This window comes from Mesorhizobium xinjiangense (assembly GCF_009749525.1).
Lineage (GTDB): Bacteria > Pseudomonadota > Alphaproteobacteria > Rhizobiales > Rhizobiaceae > Mangrovimarina > Mangrovimarina xinjiangensis.
In genome coordinates this window covers 84,700-98,606 of record NZ_WOAC01000003.1, presented here as the reverse complement: position 1 = coordinate 98,606, position 13,907 = coordinate 84,700, and the positions used below count along the sequence as shown (strand labels likewise).

Sequence of the window (13,907 nt, the reverse complement as noted above, 5' to 3'; positions counted from 1 at the left end):
GCTTCACCGTTTCAGGCTGCCCAGGATACCGCGCACGATCGCCCGGCCGAGCGACGTGCCCATCGATCGGGCCACGGATTTGATGGTCGCCTCGGTGACCGACTGGCGGCCGGAGCTCCGCGAGCGGCTGGACGTCGTCCTGGACCGGCTTGTCGTGCGGCCCATGCGCTTCTCGTAATCCTCGTCGAAATCCGGCAGGGTCCAGCGCGAGCGCTCGCCCGCCGGCTGCTCCTGTGTGGCTTCCTGGTGTGCCTGCGCCGCGTCTTCGGTCCGCTTGCGCAGGATCTCGAACGCGGACTCCCGGTCGACGGCCTCGTCATACCGTCCGGCGACGGGACTGATTTTCATGATTTCCTGACGCTCGGCCTCGGTGATCGCGCCCAAACGCGATGACGGCGGCCTGATGAGCGTGCGCTGGACCATCGACGGCACACCCTTTTCCTCGAGGGTGGACACGAGCGCCTCGCCAACACCGAGCTGGGTGATTGCATCGGCGCAGTCGAAATCGGGGTTGGGGCGGAAGGTATCGGCTGCCGTCTTGACCGCCTTCTGCTCGGGTGGGGTATAGGCGCGCAGCGCGTGCTGCACCCGGTTGCCCAATTGCGCCAGCACGGTCTCGGGCACGTCCAGCGGGTTCTGCGTCACGAAATAGACGCCGACGCCCTTGGAGCGGATCAGGCGAACCACCTGCTCCACGCGGTCGATGAGGATCTTGGGCGCCTCGTCGAACAAGAGATGCGCCTCGTCGAAGAAGAAGACCAGCTTCGGCCGCTCCGGATCGCCGATCTCCGGCAGGACCTCGAACAGTTCCGACAGAAGCCACAACAGGAAGGTCGCGTAGAGGCGCGGATTCATCATCAGCTTGTCGGCGGCAAGCACGTTGATGGCGCCGCGTCCGTCCTTCGTCGTACGCATGATGTCCTTGATATGCAGCGACGGCTCGCCGAAGAAATGATCGCCGCCCTGCTGCTCCAGCACCAGGAGGGAGCGCTGGATGGCGCCGACCGACTGCTTGGAGACATTGCCGTAGCGCGCCGAAATCTCGTCGGCACGTTCGGCCAGATTGACCAGCATCGCCTGCAGGTCCTTCATGTTGAGCAGCAGCATCCCCTCCTCGTCGGCGATGCGAAAGGCGATGTTGAGCACCCCTTCCTGGGCGTCCGACAGGTTCATCAGCCGCGACAGGAGTAGCGGCCCCATCTGCGTTATGGTCGTGCGAACGGGGTGGCCTTGTTCGCCGAAAAGATCCCAGAAGATGACTGGAAACTGCTCGAACTCGTATGGATCGAGCCGCACCGCCTCGGCACGTTTGAGCAGGAAATCCTTGGCCTCGCCGGCCATCGAGATGCCGGAGAGGTCGCCCTTGATGTCGGCACAGAAGACCGGGACGCCGGCTTTGGAGAACCCCTCGGCGAGCACCTGCAGCGACACCGTCTTGCCAGTGCCGGTGGCGCCGGTGACGAGGCCATGGCGATTGGCATATTTGTAAAGCAGTTCCTCGGGCCTCTGGTAAGCGTCGTCAGGCGTGCGGCTTGCTCCGAGGAAGAGGCTGTCGTCACCCCCCATATGTCACCCTCCAATCCATTGTCGCGGCAGCCCGCAGGCGTCCACATCCTGGGTCAACCTATAATCGCCGCATCCGTGTCTCACAACGGTGTTGCATCGATTGGACCAAAGGCCAGTTGCCGGGCCCGCCGCCAGACTGTATCCGATGGTAGCCGGGATTGCCGCGGGAGAAGCGAAATGAAACCATGTCGAACGGCGGAGAGCTGCGGACCGTACGGTCCGGCCCGTCTGAGGTTTGGCTGCAACACTCCCGTCGGCGCGCGCCGGAAAGGGCGGGCCTGCCCGGCAGTCATGTTGCCGCGCACGGACAACGGCCTTAAAGTCATGACTGGTGGGCATGCTCCTTTCACTGCGGACAGATGATGGAAAGCAATCTGATCGATAGCTCTCGATTCCCGGCGCCAAGCCGCGAGGAATGGCTGGCACTGGCGACGAAGGCGCTCAAGGGAACGTCTTTTGACGAGGCGCTGGTTTCCTACAGCGACGACGGCATCCGCATCGATCCGCTCTACGAACGTCTCCACGATCCCCGGCCGCAGCACCGCGCCCAGCCCGGTTCCATGTGGCACTCGGTGCAGCGCGTCGACGACCCCGACCTGGCGCGCGCCAGCCTCCAGGCGGCCGACGACATCGCCAACGGCGCCACGGGGCTGTCGCTCGTCTTCGAAGGCGCGCCCAACGCATTCGGCTTCGGCCTGCCGGCGACACAGGACGCCGTGGCGCAGGTGCTGAAGGACCTGCCGCTCAACAAGCTGCATCTGCGCATCGATACGCATCCGACGAGCCGCTTGTCGCTCGAATGGCTGGTCGCCCATCTGACCGAGCGGCGGGCCGATCCGGGGCGGTTGACATTGTCGTTCGGCATCGATCCGGCGGCGCTTTTTGCCGGCACCGGGCGGCTGCGCATGTCGATCGAGGCGCTGCTGGCCTCGATGCCGCAATCACTGGCGCATTTCTTCGCGCTCGGCGTTCCCGGCGTTCTTCTGGAGGCCGACGGGCGGGTCTGCCACAATGCCGGCGCCACCGAGGCGCAGGAACTGGGCTTCATGATCGCCTCGGCCGCCTCGCATCTGCGCATGTTCGAAATGGCCAGGCAGCCGCTCATCTACGCCGCGCCGCATATCGGCTTCGCGACGGCGGCCACCCAGGACCAGTTCCTGACCATGGCCAAGCTGCGCGCGCTGAGGCGGCTTTGGACGCGCGTTCAGGAAGCCTGCTCCATCGAGCCGTCGCCGGCACGCATTCACGCCGAGACCTCGTGGCGCATGCTGGCCGAGAAGGATCCCGAGACCAACATCCTGCGCTCCACCATCGCGGTGTTTGCCGCTGCCTGTGGCGGCGCGGACGCGATATCGGTCCTGCCGCACACCTATGCCCACGGCCTGCCCGACGCATTCGCGCGGCGCATCGCCCGCAACACGCACCTCGTCCTGGCTCAGGAGAGCCATATCGACTTCGTCGGCGACCCGGCGGCCGGAGCAGGCGGCGTCGAAGAGTTGACCGACGCGCTGTGCCGCGCGGCATGGCGCGAATTCCAGGTCATCGAGGCCGAGGGCGGCATTCTGTACAGCCTAGCCGAGGGCAAATTCCAGCAACGCGTCCGCAGCGCACGCGACGAACGGGCTGAAGCGCTGCGCAACGGCCGGCGCAGCATTGTCGGCACGACGGTATATCCTGCCGAAACGGAGCGTACGGTCGCGAGCCTTGCCGCGCCCCGCCGACCGATACCCCAGGATGGCGTCATGTTCTGCGAGCAATTGGCCGCCATGCGCGACGACGAATTGGCCGGTGGTGACGCATGATCCCGGATTTCAACAAGCTTGCCTGGCAGTCGCCCGACAGTGACGATCTGGCGAACGAGGCCCGCGACTGGGCAACGCCCGAAGGCATCCGCGTCAAGCGTTCCTACAGTGAGGCGGACCTCGCCGACCTGCCTTTCCTGGACAGCTATCCCGGCATTGCGCCCTTTCTGCGCGGCCCCTATCCGACCATGTATGTCCAGCAGCCATGGACGATCCGGCAATATGCGGGGTTCTCGACGGCCGAGGAATCGAACGCCTTTTACCGGCGCAACCTCGCCGCCGGTCAGAAGGGCTTGTCTGTGGCGTTCGACCTTGCCACTCATCGCGGCTATGACAGCGACCATCCGCGGGTCGCGGGCGATGTCGGCATGGCCGGCGTGGCGATCGATTCCATTCTCGACATGCGTCAGCTCTTCGACGGCATCCCGCTCGACAAGATGACCGTGTCGATGACCATGAACGGCGCGGTATTGCCGATCATGGCGCTCTACATCGTGGCCGGCGAGGAACAGGGTGTGGCCGAGGCCGATCTCGCCGGGACCATTCAGAACGACATTCTGAAGGAGTTCATGGTCCGCAACACCTATATCTATCCGCCCAAGCCGTCGATGCGGATCATCTCCGACATCTTCGCCTACACGTCGCAGCGCATGCCGAAGTTCAATTCGATCTCGATCTCCGGCTACCATATCCAGGAGGCCGGGGCGACGGTCGATCTCGAGCTCGCCTACACGATCGCCGACGGCATCGATTATGTGCGCGCCGGGATCGCCGCAGGCCTCGACGTCGACAGCTTCGCGCCGCGGCTGTCCTTCTTCTGGAATGCCGGCATGAACTTCTTCATGGAAGTCGCCAAGTTGCGCGCCGGTCGGCTCCTGTGGGCTCTCCTGATGGAGCGCAATTTTGCGCCGAAGAAGGAACGCTCGCTGTCGCTGCGCGCCCATTGCCAGACCTCGGGCTGGTCGCTGACCGCGCAGGATCCCTACAACAACATCGTGCGCACCATGATCGAGGCGATGGCCGCAACCCAGGGGCACACGCAATCGCTGCACACCAACGCCTTCGACGAGGCGCTGGCCCTGCCGACCGACCATTCGGCCCGCATCGCGCGCAACACGCAGATCATTCTGCAAACCGAGTCCGGCACCACGCGCACGATCGACCCGTGGGGCGGCTCGGCCTATGTCGAACGCCTGACGCACGACCTCGCCGCGCGCGCATTGCAGCATATCGAGGAGGTGGAATCGTATGGCGGCATGGCCGCCGCCATCGAAAAGGGCATTCCGAAGATGCACATCGAGGAGGCCGCGGCACGAACGCAGGCGCGCATCGATTCCGGCCAACAGACCCTTGTCGGCGTCAATGCGTTCAGACCCGAGCAGGATCTGGAAGTCGACGTCCTCAAGGTCGACAATGCCGAGGTGCGCGCGCGCCAGCTCGCCAAGCTGCAGCAGCTCAAGGGAACCCGCGACGTCAACGCCGTCGAGAGCGCGCTTTCAGCGCTCACCGAGGCAGCACGCGGCAACGCCAATCTGCTCGAATTCTGCGTCAATGCGGCGCGTGCCGGCGCCACGGTCGGCGAGATGTCGCTGGCGATGGAAAAGGTGTTCGGCCGGCACGTCGCCTCCGTGCAGACGATCAAGGGCGTCTACCGCAAGGAGCTGGGCGATGTGCCCGCTGTCGCGCGCGTCCAGGAAAAGGTCGATGCCTTCCGCAAGAAGACCGGCGGCGCGCCGCGCATTCTGATCGCCAAGATGGGCCAGGACGGCCACGACCGCGGCCAGAAGGTGATCGCCACCGCCTTTGCCGATCTCGGCTTCGACGTGACCGTCGGGGCCATGTTCCAGACGCCGGAGGAAATCGCAAAACTCGCCGCCGAGAACGACGTGCACGTCGTCGGTGCCTCCTCTCTTGCCGCCGGGCACCTCACCCTCGTGCCCGAACTCAACGAGGCGCTCGAGAAGCTTGGCCGAGGCGATATCATGATCGTTGCCGGCGGGGTTATTCCGCCCGATGATTTCAATGCCGTCCTCAAGGCCGGGGCGACCGCCATATTCCCACCCGGCACGGTGATACCGGAGGCCGCCGAGGACCTCGTCGACCGGCTGCTTGCGGGTTGACGCCGCAACCGGTCGAGGTTCCTGCGCCGCCGCCTCAGCACGATTCCTTGCCGGCCACGCCGTTGCATGTTATACCTCAAGTTATAACATCAAGGAGGCGAGCATGAACGTCACGGTTCGCAAGATCGGCAATTCCGAAGGCATCATCATCCCGAAAGAGGTGCTGGAGCGGCACAACCTCAAGGCAGGCGACACGCTGGAGCTTGTGGACGCTCCGGACACCATTGGCCTCAAAGTCAAGGACGACAGTTTTGAAAGCCAGATGGAAGCGGCGCGCAAGGTCATGGACAAGTACAAGGTCGCTCTGCAGAAGCTGGCCGAATGAGCTGGCGGTTTCTATCGCGAAGCGCCGTCGAGGCGATGCACGGCGAACAATTGCGTCGACACGGCGGCGCGTCTGGAATCCGCGACGACAACGCACTGGAATCAGCGCTTGCCCGTGCGGAGAACAAGGCCGCTTATGGTGAACCTGAAGTGCAGGATCTTGCCGCCGCCTATCTGTTCGGCCTTGCCCGCAATCATGCCTTTGTTGACGGCAACAAGCGGACGGCAATCGTTGCCGCCGGCGCGTTTCTCATCCTCAATGGCTATGAACTGACTGCCGACGACGGAACCCTTTACAGCTTCGTGATGGGAGTCGCCGCAGGCGAGATCGACGAAGAAGGCGCGGCCGCCTTCTTCCGTGATTTCGCGGTGCCCATCGAATAGGATAGAGCATGTCCCGCTCAAGCGGAATCGTTTGAGCGAAAGGTACATGCTCCAACATATTGATCTGGCGCGCATATCTTTGCTTCAAACGTTTCCGTTTGAAGCGAACGCGCGCTAGCGCCAGGCGCTCACGCACCAGCCTTCAGTTCCACGATTTCCCATTCGTGGTCGCCGACGGTCACCAGGTCGCCAACGGCCTTGCCGAACAGCGCCTGGGCCATCGGCGAGACATGCGAGATCATGCCGTGCGCGGCATCGGCCTCGTCCTCGCCGACGATCTTCCAGACGTTGCGCTTGCCGTCCTCGTTCTCGATCGTCACCGTCATGCCGAAACGCACGACCGTGCTGCCGGCCTCGGGCACCGACACTTCCGCCGTTTCCCGGCGCGCCGTCCAGTAGCGAAGGTCGCGCGCGACCAGGGCGATGTCCTGGCGGTCACTCGCCGCTTCCGCCCTGGCAAGCCGTTCATGTAACGTGGCCAGTTCGGCGTCGATCTTCTGCAGCCCCTCGCGCGTCACGAGATTGCGGTGACGGCTGACCGGCCGTTCGCCGATGTCGTTCAGCCCGCCGTCGCTGTCGTCTTCGCGTGTGAAAGCCCTGCTCATCGAGCGATGCTAATCCGCCGACGTGCCTCCGGCAAGCCGCATGCCGGCTATCTGAAATGATGTCGGCCCTGCCGTGCCTACCACTATGGGTCGACGCTTCAGCCAGCACCGGGCACGGCGAGGCTCTTGGTGACACGGATGGAGCCCACATTCACGCCTTTTCGGCTGACGACGGCCGCATGCGTCAGTCCATCGAGCCGCGATGACAAGTCCGGCTGCGACCGGCGAATGAGATCCGCCAGCACCTTTGCCACCATCACCTCCGAAGCCCGTGTCGCGCCATCGTCGCATTTGAGCGCGATGCCGAGGCCGAGCGCCGGCAAAGCCGCGCAGTATACGCCCTCCGCCCCGGTCTTGACGAAGACGCGGCCGCCGCCCGCCTGCATGATCTTCGTATCGGCACGGTCCGATCCGGCGACGTAAAAAGGCTCGGCCATGCATGCGCCGAACAGCCGGTGCGCCGCGCTGGCACGCACCGGCCCGAACCCGTGCCCCGTCGCCATGCGCGCGAAACCCTGCGCCAGCGCCCGCAAGGGCACGGAATAGGTCGGGATCGAGCAGCCGTCGATGGCATGGTTTTCGGCCCCGTGCGGCGCACCTGTGACGACCTCCATCGCATCGCGGATCATCATCTGGTAGGGATGAGCGGCCTCCACATAGCCGCGATGGTCGAGTTCCATGTGGCAGCAGGCGCATATGAAGCCGGCATGTTTTCCCGAGCAATTGTTGTGCAGCGGTGTCGGCGTCTTCCCCGCCCTTGCGAGCTCAAGCGTGGCGGTCTCGCCGAGCGGCCAGTGCGACCCGCATTCCAGCGCCTCGCCGCCAAGACCCGCCCGCGCCAGCATCGCCGCAGCGAGTGTGGCGTGCTCGGGCTCGCCGGAATGCGACGCACAGGCCAGCGCAAGCTCCTTGTCGCCGAAGCCAAAGGCATCCGCCGCCCCGCTTTCCACCAGCGGCAGGGCCTGGATCGCCTTGACCGCAGAACGCGGCAAGACCGGACGCTCGATGTCGCCAAGCGCCGCGACGACAGATCCCTCGGCATCGATCACCGCCACAGCACCGCGATGGCGGCTTTCCACGATATCGCCGCGCAGGACTTCGACGAGAACAGGATTTTCCATTCCATCACCGAAAATTGCATTGCCGTTCATCGACCAGCAACTATTCGGTTGGGCCATGCAACGCAAAGGCTTTTCACTGCGCCGCGCGCTCAAAATTCTGGCGCTGTTCGTCGCGATCGTCTTCATTTTGCCCACCCTGGCGACGGCGGCGTGGTGGGGCATGCTGGAGCGGCCCTCCTCCTGGAGCACCGCCGACTGGTCGGCCAGCGGCGTGCTGCCGCCTGCTGCAGCCCACCCGGACGCCGCCGTCTACCTGATGGCAGCGCGGACCGGCGGCATGAAGGGCGCCATATCCGTCCATAGCTGGATCGTCTTCAAACGGGCCTGCAACTGCCCCTATGAACGCTACGACAAGGTCGGATGGGGCAGCCCCGTCAGGCGCAATGCCTACACCCCCGACGCCCGCTGGTATTCCAACACGCCCGAGATCGTGCATGCCCTGGAAGGCGATGCGGCCGCGGCCCTCATTCCCCGGATCGAGGCGGCGATCGCCTCCTATCCCTATTCGAGGCGCGGCGATTATTACATCTGGCCGGGACCGAACTCGAACAGCTTCGTCGCCCATGTGTTGCGCCAGGTGCCCGAAATCGACGTCGTCGCACCCTCCAATGCAACCGGGCGCGATTTCGCGCCCGGTTTTGCCGCAGTCGATCTGGCCCCCGATTGGCGCGACATCCACGCCACATTGGGCGGATTGATGGGATTTGCCGCGGGCGCACGCTCGGGCTTCGAGATCCACCTGTTCGGCCTGGTTGCCGGCATCGACTTCGCCAGGCCGGCGCTCAAGATCCCCGCCTATGGGCGACTGCCGCTGTTTCTCCGATAGAGCTCCAGAAGCCCGCGGATCGTGACGTCCGGATCGAAATGGTGAATCACGTCCGTCGCATCGTGAAAGAGCGCCGCAATGCCGCCCGTCGCGACGACCGTCATGTCTTCCTGACGCTCGGCCTTGATGCGCGTGATCATGCCCTCGACCAATGCGATGTAGCCCCAGAAGACACCCGATTGCATCGCGCTGACCGTATCGTTGCCGACGACCCGATCCGGCTTCTTCAGCGCCACGCGCGGCAGTTTCGCCGCCGCCGAATGCAGCGCCTCGACGGACAGATGGATGCCGGGAGCGATGGCCCCACCCTCGAAACCGCCGTCGGCGGCGACCACATCGATCGTCGTCGCGGTTCCGCTGTCGACCACGATAAGCGGCCCGGGATAGCAGATATGCGCGCCAATGGCGTTGACGATGCGGTCGGCACCCACCTCGGACGGCTTGGAGACGCGCACGGGAATGGCGAGGTCGACATTCTCCCCGATGATCAGCGGCTCCACACCCAGATAGCGCCGCGAGAGGTTGCGCAGGTTGAAGACTGATTGCGGCACGACGCTAGAGACGATGCAGGCATCGAGTTCACCCAGCTCGAGGCCGACCATGGCGACAAGCTGCGCCAGCCACACGGCATATTCGTCGGCGGTGCGGTTGGGTTCGGTCGCGCTGCGCCACTGGGCAATCCAGTTTGTCCCGTCATGGACGGCAAACATGCTGTTGGTGTTGCCCTGCTCAATTGCCAGTAGCATTCTCGGCATCCCTCCGGATCTGTTCACCCGCGACGATCGCAATGCGGACGCTTTCCTGCATCTGCAAGCATCGAGCCGCGTTCATTTGAAGATAATGGCGCACCGGGCAAAGTCTCCACCGCTTGGCGTCTCAATCCGGACGCATGATGCCGGCGGCCAGGAATCCGCCGTCCACGGCGACCGTCTGGCCGTTGACATAGGCCGCCTCCGGCGAAAGCAGAAAGGCGACCATCGCCGCCACGTCGTCCGGTTTTCCATAGCGGTGCAGCGGCGTGCGCTGTGTCCATTGCCGCCGGTCCTCTTCGTCATGGAGCCGTGCCACCATCGGCGTTTCGATGGCTCCCGGCGCGACGCAGTTGACCCGCACATTTTGGTGTCCGAGTTCAACCGCCATGACTTCCGACATCAGCTTCACGCCGGCCTTGGCCGCGCCATAGGCTACCCGTCCGGCATTGGCGCGCAACCCCGAGACGGAGCCGATATTGACGATCGACAGCGTATCGCTGCGCCGCTCTACGGCTGCTCTGGCGCAGATGAAGGAGCCGACGAGATTGACATCGAGCACATAGCGGAACAGTTCGGCGCTGGTCTCCATGGCCGCGACGTCGCGTGCCACGCCGGCCGAGTTCACCAGACCGCCGATCAGGCCGACCCGGTCGACCACCGCGTCGAAGGCCGTCGCCACCTCGTCCTCGTCGGTCACGTCCATGGACAGGAATATGGCGTCCTCGCCCGCCAGCATGTCCTCGGCCACGGTCAGGGCATCCTCATTGGCATCGAGCAGCGCAACCGGCCAGCCGTCGTCGAGCAGGCGCTCGGCAACGGCCAGTCCGATGCCCGATGCGCCGCCCGTGACGACTGCCGCCTGTCTCATTTGATCCGTTCGAGGATCGAAACATAGTTGGCGACCGCGGCGCCGCCCATGTTGAAGATGCCGCCAAGCGTCGCCTCCGGCACCTGGATGCCGCCGGCCTCACCTGTCAGTTGCATGGCTGTCAGGGCATGCATCGACACCCCCGTTGCACCGATCGGATGGCCCTTGGCCTTCAGCCCGCCCGACGGATTGACCGGCAGACGCCCGGTCTTCTCGGTCTGCCCTTCGAGCGCGATCTTGGCGCCCTCGCCGGGTTTGGCCAGTCCCATCGCCTCATATTCGATCAGTTCGGCGATCGTGAAGCAGTCATGCGTCTCGACGAAGGACAAGTCGTCGATCTTGAGCCGCGCCTTGGCGAGCGCCCGCTTCCAGCCTTCGCCACAGCCTTCGAATTGCAGGATGTCGCGCTTCGACATGGGCAGGAAGTCCTGCACATGCTCATTGGCGCGGAAGGCCACGGCACGGCGCATCGACAGCGCGGTTTCGGTGTCGGCAAGCACGATTGCCGCCGCACCGTCGGAAACGAGCGAGCAGTCGGTGCGCTTGAGCGGCCCGGCGACGTAGGGGTTCTTTTCACTTTCCTGGCGGCAGAAATCATAGCCCAGATCCTTGCGCATCTGGGCATAAGGATTGTCCACGCCGTTCTTGTGGTTCTTTGCGGCAATCCGCGCCAACGCGTCGGACTGATCGCCGTAGCGCTGGAAATAGGCGCCGGCGATCTTGCCGAAAACTCCGGCGAAACCGCCCGGCGTGTCGCCCTCTTCCGGCAGGTAGGACGCCTTCAAGAGGTTCTTGCCGATCTCCGGGCCCGGCGTCTTCGTCATCTGCTCCGCACCGACCACGAGCACGATCCGCGCGGCGCCGGCATCGATCGCGCGCAAACCCTGGCGCACGGCGGCCGAACCGGTGGCGCAGGCGTTTTCCACCCGCGTTGCCGGCTTGAAGCGCAGCCGGTCGTCGGCCTGGAGCACCAGGCTGGCGGTGAAATCCTGCGGCGAGAAGCCGGCGTTGAAATGCCCGAGCACGATCTCGTCGACATCGTCGGGGCCGATGCCTGCATGGTCCAGTGCGTCGCCGGCCACGCGCGTGATCAGCCCTTCCAGCGTCTCCTCTTCCAGCTTGCCGAAAGGCGAATGGGCCCAGCCGACGATCGATGCGGACATGATTTTCCTCCGTGGGTTCTGCAGCCAGCCACTTTAGCGGAAAGTCCGGCCGCGGCAACATATTGTTCAAGAATGAACATATCTAAAGGCCATTGGAATGCAAGATGCCGCAGCAAATGCCGGCAGCCCGGTCGCGGGCACATAAAAATCGGCCGCGTGGGGATTTCGATTTTTATTGATTGATGCATCAATCAACATTATATCGAGAGCATGCCCAAGGTCGGAATGGAGCCATTGCGCCGCAAGGCGCTCATCAACGCCGCGATCGCCGCCATCGGCGAACGCGGCTCGCTCGACGTCACAATGTCGGAGATCGCGCGCCTGGCGGGCGTGTCCTCGGCGCTGGCTCATCATTATTTCGGCGCCAAGGACGATCTCCTGCACGCCACGATGCGCCATATCCTGACCGAACTCGGTGCGGATTGCCGCAAGGCTCTGGCCGCGGCAGGCTCGTCCAGGGCACGCGTTTCAGCCGTCATCGCGGTCAGTTTTTCCGATGCGCAGTTTCGCGCCGAGATCATTGCCGCCTGGCTCGCCTTCTATGTCGAGGCGCAGCGATCGGCGGCGCTTCGGCGCCTTCTGCGCATCTACGCGCACCGGCTGCACTCCAACCTCTTGAGCGCGCTGACGCAGCTTATGCCGCGCGGCGAGGCCGTGCGCACGGCCGAGGGCATCGCCGCCCTCATCGACGGGCTCTATATCCGCCGCGCGCTGAAGGAAGGCCCACCCAACCCCGCGAGCGCCGTGGCACTGGTCGAGGATTATCTGGAAACCAAACTCAAGCAATCGGGGGAGCAGCAATGACGAGACGTCCCAACATCCTCATCATCATGGTCGACCAGCTCAACGGCACGCTGTTTCCCGACGGGCCGGCCGATTTTCTGCACACCCCGCACCTGAAGGCGCTGGCCGCGCGATCGGTCCGTTTCGCCAACAACTATACCGCCTCGCCGCTCTGCGCGCCGGGCCGCGCCTCCTTCATGAGCGGGCAATTGCCCTCGCGCACCGACGTCTACGACAACGCGGCCGAGTTCGCCTCGTCAATCCCAACCTATGCCCATCATCTGCGCGCCGCCGGCTACGCGACCTGCCTGTCGGGCAAGATGCATTTCGTCGGCCCTGACCAGTTGCACGGATTCGAGGAGCGCCTGACCACGGACGTCTATCCGGCCGATTTCGGCTGGACCCCGGACTACCGCAAGCCCGGCGAGCGCATCGACTGGTGGTATCACAATCTCGGCTCGGTCACCGGCGCCGGCGTGGCCGAGATTTCCAATCAGATGGAGTATGACGACGAAGTCTGCTTCCACGCCGTCCAGAAGCTCTATGACCATGCGCGCGCGTCTGACGATGCCGAGAGCCGGCCCTGGTGTCTGACCGTATCCTTCACCCACCCGCACGATCCCTATGTTGCACGGCGCAAATATTGGGACCTCTACGAGGATTGCCCGGCGCTGGAGCCCGAAATCCCGGCCGTCGCCTTCGAAGACCAGGACCCGCACTCAAAGCGTCTCTATCTCGCAAACGACTACACCGCCTTCGACATCAAGCCGGAGAATGTCCGCCGGGCGCGGCGCGGCTACTTCGCCAATATCTCCTATCTCGACGACAAGGTGGGCGAGCTGATCGACACGCTCGAGCGCACGCGCATGCTCGACGACACGATCATCCTGTTCTGCTCCGATCATGGCGACATGCTCGGCGAGCGCGGCCTGTGGTTCAAGATGAGCTTCCTGGAAGGTTCGGCGCGCGTGCCGCTGATGGTTGCCGGCAAGGGCATCGCGTCCGGCCTCGTCGATACGCCCGTCTCCAATCTCGATATCCTGCCGACGCTGTGCGACCTCGCAGGTATCGATCTTTCAGCCATCATGCCGTGGACGGACGGGCAGTCGCTCGTGCCGCAGATGAACGGTGAAACACGAACGGCGCCGGTGCTGATGGAATATGCCGCAGAAGGATCCTACGCACCGCTCGTCGCCATCCGCGACGGTCGCTACAAGTTCGTCCATTGCGAGATCGACCCGCCGCAGCTCTTCGATCTCGATTCCGATCCCAACGAGTTGACAAATCTGGCCGCCGACCCGGCCCATGCCGACACGCTCGCCCGCTTCACCGCCATGATGCGCGGGCGCTGGGACATGGGCGCCTTCGACGCGGCGGTGCGCGAAAGCCAGGCGCGGCGTTGGGTGGTCTATCCGGCGCTCAGGAACGGCGCCTACTACCCTTGGGATTTCCAGCCGCTGCAACAGGCTTCGGAACGCTACATGCGCAACCACATGGACCTGAAAGTGCTGGAAGAAAACAAGCGCTTCCCGCGCGGGGAATAACACCGGAGTGCGCGGCATGAATCCGCGCGCCGATTTATGAGGCATGTCA

13 protein-coding genes are annotated in these 13,907 nt (G+C 64.3%); 7 read left to right on the top strand and 6 right to left on the bottom strand.

The annotated features are described in order from the left end of the window. Positions 1–3: 3 nt before the first annotated feature. Positions 4–1,566: a helicase HerA-like C-terminal domain-containing protein gene (locus GM909_RS04660; protein WP_157015046.1), complete on the bottom strand. Its 1,563-nt coding sequence runs from the start codon at positions 1,564–1,566 to the stop codon at positions 4–6. Positions 1,567–1,928: 362 nt separating this feature from the next. Between GM909_RS04660 and GM909_RS04655 the strand changes: the two genes are divergently transcribed. The 4 genes from GM909_RS04655 (at position 1,929) to GM909_RS04640 (ending at position 6,196) form a co-directional block, all read left to right on the top strand. Beyond that, on the top strand, positions 1,929–3,368 hold the full coding sequence (locus GM909_RS04655; RefSeq protein WP_157015045.1) for a methylmalonyl-CoA mutase family protein: 1,440 nt from the start codon (positions 1,929–1,931) through the stop codon (positions 3,366–3,368). Continuing rightward, on the top strand, positions 3,365–5,488 hold the full coding sequence (gene scpA / locus GM909_RS04650; RefSeq protein ID WP_157015044.1) for a methylmalonyl-CoA mutase: 2,124 nt from the start codon (positions 3,365–3,367) through the stop codon (positions 5,486–5,488). Before GM909_RS04655 ends, scpA begins: the two co-directional genes overlap by 4 nt. Positions 5,489–5,591: 103 nt before the next feature. Further along, positions 5,592–5,813, top strand: a complete 222-nt coding sequence (locus GM909_RS04645) for an AbrB/MazE/SpoVT family DNA-binding domain-containing protein (RefSeq protein ID WP_157015043.1) — start codon at positions 5,592–5,594, stop codon at positions 5,811–5,813. Further along, the gene (locus GM909_RS04640) at positions 5,810–6,196 is read left to right on the top strand and encodes a type II toxin-antitoxin system death-on-curing family toxin (protein ID WP_157015042.1); all 387 of its coding nucleotides are present in this window, start codon (positions 5,810–5,812) and stop codon (positions 6,194–6,196) included. The genes GM909_RS04645 and GM909_RS04640 overlap by 4 nt, the downstream gene beginning before the upstream one ends. Positions 6,197–6,324: 128 nt before the next feature. Here the strand turns inward: GM909_RS04640 and greA are convergent, their stop codons facing one another. Both greA and GM909_RS04630 read right to left on the bottom strand, forming a co-directional pair. Next, entirely contained in the window at positions 6,325–6,801 is a 477-nt protein-coding gene (gene greA, locus GM909_RS04635) for a transcription elongation factor GreA (RefSeq protein WP_157015041.1), read from the bottom strand. A gap of 98 nt (positions 6,802–6,899) precedes the next feature. Then, positions 6,900–7,922 carry an asparaginase gene (locus GM909_RS04630; RefSeq protein ID WP_157015040.1) on the bottom strand — a complete coding sequence of 341 codons (1,023 nt, stop codon included), beginning with the start codon at positions 7,920–7,922 and terminating at the stop codon, positions 6,900–6,902. A 55-nt stretch (positions 7,923–7,977) separates the two neighbouring features. On the opposite strand from GM909_RS04630, the gene GM909_RS04625 reads away from it, so the two are divergent. Further along, positions 7,978–8,748: a DUF3750 domain-containing protein gene (locus GM909_RS04625; protein ID WP_157015039.1), complete on the top strand. Its 771-nt coding sequence runs from the start codon at positions 7,978–7,980 to the stop codon at positions 8,746–8,748. Here GM909_RS04625 and GM909_RS04620 read toward each other — a convergent pair. From GM909_RS04620 to GM909_RS04610, 3 genes are all read right to left on the bottom strand, one after another. Then, entirely contained in the window at positions 8,718–9,494 is a 777-nt protein-coding gene (locus GM909_RS04620) for a type III pantothenate kinase (RefSeq protein WP_157015038.1), read from the bottom strand. The two genes, GM909_RS04625 and GM909_RS04620, sit on opposite strands and share 31 nt — an antisense overlap. 130 nt (positions 9,495–9,624) lie before the next feature. Beyond that, positions 9,625–10,368, bottom strand: a complete 744-nt coding sequence (locus GM909_RS04615; protein ID WP_157015037.1) for an SDR family NAD(P)-dependent oxidoreductase — start codon at positions 10,366–10,368, stop codon at positions 9,625–9,627. Beyond that, positions 10,365–11,531 (bottom strand): acetyl-CoA acetyltransferase, encoded by a 1,167-nt coding sequence (locus tag GM909_RS04610; RefSeq protein ID WP_157015036.1) that lies wholly within the window; start codon positions 11,529–11,531, stop codon positions 10,365–10,367. Before GM909_RS04610 ends, GM909_RS04615 begins: the two co-directional genes overlap by 4 nt. A 210-nt stretch (positions 11,532–11,741) precedes the next feature. On the opposite strand from GM909_RS04610, the gene betI reads away from it, so the two are divergent. Next, on the top strand, positions 11,742–12,335 hold the full coding sequence (betI, locus tag GM909_RS04605; RefSeq protein ID WP_157015035.1) for a transcriptional regulator BetI: 594 nt from the start codon (positions 11,742–11,744) through the stop codon (positions 12,333–12,335). Continuing rightward, positions 12,332–13,858, top strand: a complete 1,527-nt coding sequence (gene betC / locus GM909_RS04600; protein WP_157015034.1) for a choline-sulfatase — start codon at positions 12,332–12,334, stop codon at positions 13,856–13,858. The genes betI and betC overlap by 4 nt, the downstream gene beginning before the upstream one ends. Positions 13,859–13,907 lie beyond the last annotated feature (49 nt).

Bases quoted from the DNA above. Each gene is read 5' to 3' on its own strand.
- GM909_RS04660 (WP_157015046.1), bottom strand. From the start codon at position 1,566: ATGGGGGGTGACGACAGCCTCTTCCTCGGAGCAAGCCGCACGCCTGAC.
- GM909_RS04655 (WP_157015045.1), top strand. From the start codon at position 1,929: ATGGAAAGCAATCTGATCGATAGCTCTCGATTCCCGGCGCCAAGCCGC.
- scpA (WP_157015044.1), top strand. From the start codon at position 3,365: ATGATCCCGGATTTCAACAAGCTTGCCTGGCAGTCGCCCGACAGTGAC.
- GM909_RS04645 (WP_157015043.1), top strand. From the start codon at position 5,592: ATGAACGTCACGGTTCGCAAGATCGGCAATTCCGAAGGCATCATCATC.
- GM909_RS04640 (WP_157015042.1), top strand. From the start codon at position 5,810: ATGAGCTGGCGGTTTCTATCGCGAAGCGCCGTCGAGGCGATGCACGGC.
- greA (WP_157015041.1), bottom strand. From the start codon at position 6,801: ATGAGCAGGGCTTTCACACGCGAAGACGACAGCGACGGCGGGCTGAAC.
- GM909_RS04630 (WP_157015040.1), bottom strand. From the start codon at position 7,922: ATGGAAAATCCTGTTCTCGTCGAAGTCCTGCGCGGCGATATCGTGGAA.
- GM909_RS04625 (WP_157015039.1), top strand. From the start codon at position 7,978: ATGCAACGCAAAGGCTTTTCACTGCGCCGCGCGCTCAAAATTCTGGCG.
- GM909_RS04620 (WP_157015038.1), bottom strand. From the start codon at position 9,494: ATGCTACTGGCAATTGAGCAGGGCAACACCAACAGCATGTTTGCCGTC.
- GM909_RS04615 (WP_157015037.1), bottom strand. From the start codon at position 10,368: ATGAGACAGGCGGCAGTCGTCACGGGCGGCGCATCGGGCATCGGACTG.
- GM909_RS04610 (WP_157015036.1), bottom strand. From the start codon at position 11,531: ATGTCCGCATCGATCGTCGGCTGGGCCCATTCGCCTTTCGGCAAGCTG.
- betI (WP_157015035.1), top strand. From the start codon at position 11,742: ATGCCCAAGGTCGGAATGGAGCCATTGCGCCGCAAGGCGCTCATCAAC.
- betC (WP_157015034.1), top strand. From the start codon at position 12,332: ATGACGAGACGTCCCAACATCCTCATCATCATGGTCGACCAGCTCAAC.